The following is a 7714-nucleotide window of genomic DNA, read 5'->3' as shown; positions in this document are numbered from 1 at the left end:
GTTCGTCCTGAGCCAGGATCAAACTCTCCATAAAAGTTTTATGAAATAGCTTGAAATAAGCTCTCATTACGTTGTTCATTCAAAAGAATTGGACCCGTTCCTTGTTTCCTCGAAAGGAAGGCAAGCAACAGATTTTTTTACGCTTGGCTATTCTTTGTTCAGTTTTCAAGGTTCTGAATTGCAGTATGCACAAATGCCTACGTTTCAACAGGACGTTGAGTATTAGTAGGCCTTCCTTATAGAAGGTGCTAGTGTCGACGTTATCACAGGACGTGATGCTTTTAGTCGACGATTCATTTTTTTGCTTCACCCTTTGATGGGCTTGGCTTATTCAACATGTGTTTCATGTCATTTAGTATGTTGCTGTCTCAGCAGCGACAAGATTCATCTTATCACGAATCACAATGCCTAGTCAACAACTTTTTTAAAAACTTTTTTTGGTGGAGCCAAGCGGGATCGAACCGCTGACCTCCTGCGTGCAAGGCAGGCGCTCTCCCAGCTGAGCTATGGCCCCATAGTCTATTTTCCTCCCTAGCTCTAACGAGCTTGAGTGAAAAAAGATGGTCGGGAAGACAGGATTTGAACCTGCGACCCCCTGGTCCCAAACCAGGTGCTCTACCAAGCTGAGCCACTTCCCGAGATGGCGTGCCCTGAGAGATTCGAACTCCCGACCTTTTGATTCGTAGTCAAACGCTCTATCCAGCTGAGCTAAGGGCACATCCTTATAATGGTGCCGAGGGCCGGACTTGAACCGGCACGATTGTCACCAACCGCAGGATTTTAAGTCCTGTGTGTCTGCCAATTCCACCACCCCGGCATACGATGGAGCGGAAAACGGGGGTCGAACCCGCGACCTTCGCCTTGGCAAGGCGACGCTCTACCACTGAGCTATTTCCGCATGTCACGTATACACTGTATTCAGTTTAAATTGTAATGGTGCACCTGACCGCTTCGCTAGGTACAACGGTTTACGCTCGCTATGAAGTAAATCAACGTAGTATCGCTAGATAATAATGGTGCGGGTGAAGGGAGTCGAACCCCCACGCCGTAAGGCGCTAGATCCTAAGTCTAGTGCGTCTGCCAATTCCGCCACACCCGCATGTTATGGTCGTGAGCCATGAAGGACTCCGACGCGTCAGCTAGTCTCGTTTCCTTACCTTCCCTTATTCAATCAATACGAGGGAACCTGTAAGAAGAGTCCTGCTTACGCTGCTTTGTAAATGGTGAGCCATGAAGGACTCGAACCTTCGACCCTCTGATTAAAAGTCAGATGCTCTACCAACTGAGCTAATGGCTCATGCTTTAAAAAAATCTGGTGCCGGCGAGAGGACTTGAACCCCCAACCTACTGATTACAAGTCAGTTGCTCTACCAGTTGAGCTACACCGGCACATGTTTTTTATCGTCTCATTTTTATGAGGACAAGTGATATCTTAACACGTCTACTTTTGAAAAGCAATAGCTTTTTTTAAGAAGGTTTTACAACTTGATACGCCCTTAAATAAAAATCACCTGTTTGGCTTTCTATGTGTACTTCCTTCACAATTTGTTTTTTAATAAGATGCTCAAGAAGGATACTCAGATCAAAGGAATACTCCACAAGATCTGTTTCAATAAGAAGCTCTTGAATTTCCCAAGGAGTGACCTTCTTATCCATAACTTCAATAAGATGTGTACAAGCTAGGTTTGTTTTTGAAGCCAAGGAAAATTCACTAGCAATAAGTAACAGATCAATTTTTTTCTCCAGAGATTCTTCACCACTCACCAGTTCATCATAAAGCTTATAGACTTCGGCATCAATACTTTTAACCTGTCTCCATAATGTAAGCTCAGGGTGAAAGCCATTCTCAATAACAGCGAGTCTAGCCCAATGATGCAAAGCATGAAGTATATGATTAAAAGCATCTAAATAATGACCAGCCAAATAAAGATCCTTGCCCTCCTGATACCTACGAATAAGATGAGCAAACTCAATACATAGCCTCTTCTTTCTAAGCTCAAAAGGAAAGGCTTCAAGCCTGTCTTTTATAGATGAAATATATTCATTACGGTCAAACAAAATTTTCCCTTGCAGGATCCATTCCACAGCACGACGGTTACTGCCTGCTGCTAGCCAAGTATTAAGCTCTTCTTTGTTAACGGTGATGACCTGTGTTCTTTGTTCCTCATGACGGTAATGGTGTACATACCATTGCTCTTGTATGTTTTGAGAAATCACTAAGAGGATGGCATCAAAGCCGTCTGTGAGAGGGCTCATTGCTTCTTTTTTTTGAATGAGCAGGATTCCTAGCGTGTCGCTTTCTCTTGAGCGTTCCTGATATAAGCTTCGCAGTTGATTATCCATCTTATCCACCAATCCTTCAGCCTTAAATTTAATTTTGTTTATTTTTGTTTATAATGCTAAGACATTGTTAACATAGAATTTAAGTTCTACACATCTGCTAAGAAATCCTTTTCATTTCTAAAAGTTATTCTACAGATTTCTTCATTAACGTCTTTTTCTTTCGACATAAATGTTTCGAATTTATCTCTGCTTTTCATTGAGCCAAGTATGCTATACTATGGTTTCAAGGAGGAATGTACGATGTTTAAGAAGGGAAAAATTAATCTAATCCGCTCGTTTGCTTTAGGATTAGTTTTTGGTGGGATTATTGTTACGTATGGTTCATTTCTAACAAATTCTCCCCTTATATCAGGGTTATTTATGGGACTTGGACTACTCATGGTGTTGTTGAGTACGGTTGTTTATTTCTGGATCGGATTTCTTTCCGCCAAATCAGCTTATATCACCTGTCCCAATTGTGAAAAACCGACGAAAATGTTGGGAAAAGTTGATGCCTGTATGCATTGTAAGCAGAAGCTTACTGTAGATAGAAGCCTGGCAACCGATAACCATTCAGATCAGGCATAGTGATTTTATAAAAAGAAGATTCAAATGAACGCTGGAATTATTGAATGCTAAGAGAACAAAACAGTTATATGCACCTTCCAAATCACCTGAGAAGATGCTATGCTGTTTTTTTTCGCAAATAAAGTCTGATCACCTCTATTTTTGATATAGGAATCTTTTTTTTAAAGAAGGAGAAGAAAAATTATCATTGAATTACTATAATTGATTAAGAATATCGGACGAAAAAAAGGAGACATGGGTTGTATGGAAAATCGTCATACTTCATCCGCATTGGGAGAATTCATTAAATCGCGTCGATATCGGCTTCAGCCTGAAGAAGCAGGGATCAAGTCATTCCCTGGGCGAAGGCGTACCCCAGGACTTCGAAGGGAAGAAGTCGCCTATCTGGCCAATGTGAGTGTAACTTACTATACCTGGTTGGAGCAGGGCAGAGAGAGAAACCCTTCCCTTGAGGTGTTGTCCCATATCAGCCAAGCACTCCAACTGGACGAGGACGAGCGGAAGCACTTGTTCGACCTAGCCACACACAATCCAGTTAGTACCAGTAAGACACCGAAACCAGAAGAAGCCGATGCCAGTTTTCTACAAAGCCTTGTAAATCAATTGCGTTATCCTTCTTTTATCGCGAATGAGGTTGCCGATTTGATTGCCTGGAATCGGGGGGCAGAGCTCGTTGTTGCGGATTTCGGCCGCCTACCGGAAAGTGAACGAAACATGGTGATGCTGTCGTTTCTGGATTCGGAGTACCGAAAAAGGTTGGTCAATTGGGAAGACTTTGCTCGTTACATGACGGCATTGACCCGGGCAAGCTTCGATCGCCACAAAGACAACCCGTCGTACACGGAACGATTGGACCGTTTGAAACGGAACAGTGAGGACTTCGTACGTTTGTGGGATCAGCATGAAATTAGGCAAAAAAGCACGATCCCGATTCGTTATCGCCTTCCCGGCGGACAAGAGCTGGCGTTTACACTCCATTGTGCACCCATCGACAACGATCCTGGACTGCAATGGTGCTTTTTTGTTCCGACTCCAAGTTCGGGCACAGAGGAGAGACTGGCACTCCTGCTGGCACAAGACAGCAAATTGTCAGCGCAATCTTAGCCTGTTAGTTCTATTACTAGTATGAATACACTGTGGTTATCCCCCTCCTGTCGTTGGTATGATCAAGACATTCAACGACAAGGGGGTTTTTTCATGAACCAATATCAATATCAAGGCAAGCTGGCTGTGGTCACCGGCGCTTCCTCTGGAATCGGAAAGGCGTATGCCATAGAGTTGGCGGCACGAGGCTGTCATATTGTACTGGTCGCACGTTCCAAAGATAAGCTGGAAGCGTTGGCTGACGAAATCAAGAGCAAGCATCTCGTACAGGCGTATGCCCTGCCCAGCGACTTGTCCAAAGCTGGTAGCCCACGACAACTGGCGGAATCCATCGCCGAACTTGGCCTGACGGTTGATATTCTCATCAACAATGCCGGCATTGGTACGTATGGTCGCTTTGAGGATATGGACCCGGAGCGCGAGCAGGCAGAGATTATGCTGAACACCGCTGCGCTTGTCGACCTGACGCATCATTTTCTACCCGGCATGCTTAAGCGCAAGGATGGAATCGTCGTAAACGTGGCTTCGATGGCAGCGTTTGTGCCTTGCGCCTACTCGGCCGTTTACGGTGCCACCAAAGCGTTCGTGCTGTCCTTCTCCGAAGCGCTATGGGCAGAAACCCGCGGACGCGGTGTCCGCGTGCTTGCCCTGTGCCCTGGGGCAACTGATACAGGCTTTTTCGATGCGGTTGGCAGCCATGACATGGCGGCAGGCAGCGCGTTATCCGCCCCGGAGAGCGTGGTACAAGCTGGGTTTCGTGGAATCGACCGGGGAAGCAGTTATATCGTCGACGGACGCAACAATTACATGGCTGCCCAGATGGGTCGTTTTCTTCCTCGCCCCAGAGTAGCTCTGATCATGGAACGCGTATCGCGCCCAAAAGCAAACTGAAGGATGTAAGTGGCTAAATACCATTAGCTTTTAGGATACATAAAACAGAGGAGATTTATGAAGCTAAGAAAAACAAGGCGCTTAACATAAAAGCTGCCTTGTTTTCGTTCTCTTGCAATTCTACCTGAACTAAACTAATCCCATACAATACTCTATGAACAAATTGATTAGTCGTTTGTGTCAAAGTGTACCGTGTATAGTCCCCTTGCGTTGTGTTGTAACTATTGTAACAACAGGATGGCAGTCCGTTAAGCATATGACTGGACTAAGTTTGCTTATAGAGCTGTCTAAATTCATCCTCCAAGATACTCATAAAAATAGTGTCATGATAGGCGTGATCATAATACAAAGCATCTCTTAACCTACCTTCAACTTTAAAGCCAACTTTTTCATAAACATGAATCGCTCTTTCATTGTAATCATAAACCGTTAGCTCAATCCTATGAAGGTTCAGCTGCCCAAAGCCATAATCAAGCATAAGCTTTAAAGCTTCTGTTCCGTACCCCCGTCCCTGATGATTATGTTTGTTAATACTAATCCGTATCCCACCACTACGGTTCGTTGTGTCAATATCTTGGAGAGCGATGTCACCAATAATTTCATCGTTTTTTTGCAAGACAATAAAGCATAGGACGGAAGTTGAACTCATGGATCTATCTTTCAAGTATTGGACTACCTGGTCAAATGTAAAAAGAACTTTAGTTCCTGTTAGCTTTCTAGCCTCTGGATCAAATAGTTCATCATAGTATAGATTGGCGTCTTCGCTACTAACTGGACTTAAATAGACAAGTTCTCCTTCCAGCCCCTTCGGTTTTCTTTTATTCATGTTTTCACTCCTTTATTTTAAACAGAAATCCTTCTTCAACTATAACGGTAAGGATATCTGCACTCTAGGTAGAGAACGATTAGAATTATTCTTACCATAATAGCTTTCATTAAAAAAGTCTCTAATCGTAGGAATACTCCCGATTAGAGACTATTGTAACAGGGTGCATTTTATTGAACAGAATGTAACCCCTCTTCAATCACTTCCCAGATCACTGGCTTTTCAAAGCCTCTACGCCAAGACGCCACACCAGCTAAATCATATTTGTGCACCAGCTCGATCCGCTGAGCAACGGAGCGCTCATCCTCTAGCCATATTTTGTAGACAGCCTTCTCTTCTGTATCCTCATATTCGGCATAATGCTGACCGGTTGCCTCATCAAACGTAAAATCAACATCTCTTTCAGCCATCCAATTTTCGATTCCAGACATGGAGAAAGCTCTTGAACTGACCTTTGTTTGACCGTCTTCGCCCTGTTCTTCCTTCCATAGCCTTGTATAGAAAGGAATCCCTAAAAGCACCTTCTCATTAGGCACTTCTTCTAAGACTCCTCGCAGACCATTTTCAACCCAAGGGAGGGAGGCTACTGAGCCAGCTACTGGACTTGATCCCCAGTGCTCATCATAGGTCATGATCATCATGTAATCTACGATTTCTCCTAACGCTGGTCGATCAAGAAACATAGACCACATTTCACTTGTTGATTTGATTGTTACGTCGATAGATACAACCAAACCTAAATCATGCATGTAAGGGGTAAGCTCCCTCATAAACTGGACTACATTTTCTTTATCGGCTAAGTACACATTTTCAAAATCGATGTTAATTCCGTCAAGATCGTATAGCTCAGAAAAGTAAACAAGCTGACGAATCACATTCCTTCGTTTCTCATAGCTAGATAAAATGGTAGTCGTTAGATCAGGATCAAACTCATTCGTCACCAACGCCCACACCTGATAGCCTTGCTGGTGAGCCCAATCCACATAGCTTTTATCCGCGAAATTGCTTAAGCTACCATCCTCATCTTGAAAATGGAACCATGTCGGAGATACTACATTAACTCCGGGCATAGGATCGATGTTGTCAGGATTCGGAGTTCGGCTGACCACATGCTCCCAAGTCATATTAATTTTAGAGCCAATCGGATTCCACGCTTGGAAGGACTCCTTATCTCCATCAAAGCCTGAACCACTTAAATCTGCAATTGGAAGCTTCATGATTCCTGTAAAAACAGCATCTTCTTTAGGAACAAAGCCTAATGCTCCCGCTTCTGTTTGAACATAGTACCAACCACTCTGTTCTGTAATCATTTCAATTTCTGTGTCATGAGCAAGAGCCTCAACGTATGGAGCTTCGACAGTAGGCTCCGTCCGTACATACACATATTCTGGCTCTTTGCCTTCAGCCACCGGAGCATAGGCTCTGCCCTGAACAGGGACATGCAAATTAGAGCGAAGCTCAAGAACATTGGTCTGCTCATGTAAAGTAAACGAAAATGGATAAACGTCGGTAAACGGAGAATATGGAACATAGACCTCACCATCAGCCTCTAAAATAGGAAATTGGAGCTCTGTTGTCTCCCCTTTAATTTCGTTAGTTAAAGCGTTGCTCTTTAACGTAATAACATTATGCTCTGTGGTAAGTATTAAAACCTGCTCCCCAGCATCATAATGTAGCGTTGGATCAATATAAGTAACAAGCATGTCTAAAGGAATGTAAAACTCTTCTCCTTGATGCAACACTTTGTCTTCCTCTAAGACACCTTGATAAATTACGGGATAAAAGGTCCCCAGTTCGTCATGCAGCTCCGGCTCCGGGTACGGGAGCACCCTTTCATCATTCACCTTAACCTGTTGGATAACGATGTACAGAATAAGGATACTTGCCGTTAAAAACAAAGCGATAAGCAGGGCAAGGAATAATTTGAAGCTGACTGAGGATTTTTTTGCTTTTCGTGATGGAAGCTTTTCAACCTGCAACGTT

The 7714-nt window shown here is 43.7% G+C and carries 6 protein-coding genes and 8 tRNA genes; 3 read left to right on the top strand and 11 right to left on the bottom strand.

What is annotated here, in order from left to right:
• Positions 1-438: 438 nt before the first annotated feature.
• The 9 genes from J2S11_RS14720 to J2S11_RS14680 form a co-directional block, all read right to left on the bottom strand.
• A tRNA-Ala gene (locus J2S11_RS14720) sits at positions 439-514 on the bottom strand.
• A 47-nt stretch (positions 515-561) separates the two neighbouring features.
• A tRNA-Pro gene (locus J2S11_RS14715) sits at positions 562-638 on the bottom strand.
• 3 nt (positions 639-641) lie between these two features.
• Positions 642-718 (bottom strand) — tRNA-Arg (locus tag J2S11_RS14710).
• A 10-nt stretch (positions 719-728) separates the two neighbouring features.
• Positions 729-817, bottom strand: a tRNA-Leu gene (locus J2S11_RS14705).
• Between the two features lie 6 nt (positions 818-823).
• Positions 824-898: transfer RNA gene (locus J2S11_RS14700), tRNA-Gly, on the bottom strand.
• A 116-nt stretch (positions 899-1014) separates the two neighbouring features.
• Positions 1015-1099: transfer RNA gene (locus J2S11_RS14695), tRNA-Leu, on the bottom strand.
• Positions 1100-1221: 122 nt separating this feature from the next.
• A tRNA-Lys gene (locus J2S11_RS14690) sits at positions 1222-1297 on the bottom strand.
• Between the two features lie 16 nt (positions 1298-1313).
• Positions 1314-1389: transfer RNA gene (locus J2S11_RS14685), tRNA-Thr, on the bottom strand.
• A 78-nt stretch (positions 1390-1467) separates the two neighbouring features.
• Positions 1468-2343, bottom strand: a complete 876-nt coding sequence (locus J2S11_RS14680) for a nucleotidyltransferase-like protein (protein ID WP_307395798.1) — start codon at positions 2341-2343, stop codon at positions 1468-1470.
• 240 nt (positions 2344-2583) lie between these two features.
• Here J2S11_RS14680 and J2S11_RS14675 point away from each other — a divergent pair, with 240 nt between their 5' ends.
• The 3 genes from J2S11_RS14675 (at position 2584) to J2S11_RS14665 (ending at position 4905) form a co-directional block, all read left to right on the top strand.
• Positions 2584-2910 (top strand): DUF2614 family zinc ribbon-containing protein, encoded by a 327-nt coding sequence (locus tag J2S11_RS14675; protein ID WP_307395797.1) that lies wholly within the window; start codon positions 2584-2586, stop codon positions 2908-2910.
• 243 nt (positions 2911-3153) lie between these two features.
• Complete coding sequence (locus tag J2S11_RS14670) at positions 3154-4014, top strand: helix-turn-helix domain-containing protein (protein ID WP_307395795.1); 861 nt, start codon at positions 3154-3156, stop codon at positions 4012-4014.
• A 93-nt stretch (positions 4015-4107) separates the two neighbouring features.
• Positions 4108-4905, top strand: a complete 798-nt coding sequence (locus J2S11_RS14665; protein WP_307395793.1) for an SDR family NAD(P)-dependent oxidoreductase — start codon at positions 4108-4110, stop codon at positions 4903-4905.
• A gap of 265 nt (positions 4906-5170) precedes the next feature.
• Here the strand turns inward: J2S11_RS14665 and J2S11_RS14660 are convergent, their stop codons facing one another.
• Together J2S11_RS14660 and J2S11_RS14655 are read right to left on the bottom strand one after the other, a co-directional pair.
• Complete coding sequence (locus J2S11_RS14660; protein ID WP_307395791.1) at positions 5171-5731, bottom strand: GNAT family N-acetyltransferase; 561 nt, start codon at positions 5729-5731, stop codon at positions 5171-5173.
• A gap of 170 nt (positions 5732-5901) precedes the next feature.
• On the bottom strand, positions 5902-7710 hold the full coding sequence (locus J2S11_RS14655; RefSeq protein ID WP_307395789.1) for a glycosyl hydrolase family 18 protein: 1809 nt from the start codon (positions 7708-7710) through the stop codon (positions 5902-5904).
• Positions 7711-7714 lie beyond the last annotated feature (4 nt).

The organism is Bacillus horti (genome assembly GCF_030813115.1).
Lineage (GTDB): Bacteria > Bacillota > Bacilli > Caldalkalibacillales > JCM-10596 > Bacillus_CH > Bacillus_CH horti.
Note: the sequence above shows the minus strand (reverse complement) of the source record. Positions and strands in the feature narration are given on the sequence as shown.

Coding starts and splice junctions, on each gene's coding strand:
- J2S11_RS14680 (WP_307395798.1), bottom strand. CDS start 2,343: ATGGATAATCAACTGCGAAGCTTATATCAGGAACGCTCAAGAGAAAGC.
- J2S11_RS14675 (WP_307395797.1), top strand. CDS start 2,584: ATGTTTAAGAAGGGAAAAATTAATCTAATCCGCTCGTTTGCTTTAGGA.
- J2S11_RS14670 (WP_307395795.1), top strand. CDS start 3,154: ATGGAAAATCGTCATACTTCATCCGCATTGGGAGAATTCATTAAATCG.
- J2S11_RS14665 (WP_307395793.1), top strand. CDS start 4,108: ATGAACCAATATCAATATCAAGGCAAGCTGGCTGTGGTCACCGGCGCT.
- J2S11_RS14660 (WP_307395791.1), bottom strand. CDS start 5,731: ATGAATAAAAGAAAACCGAAGGGGCTGGAAGGAGAACTTGTCTATTTA.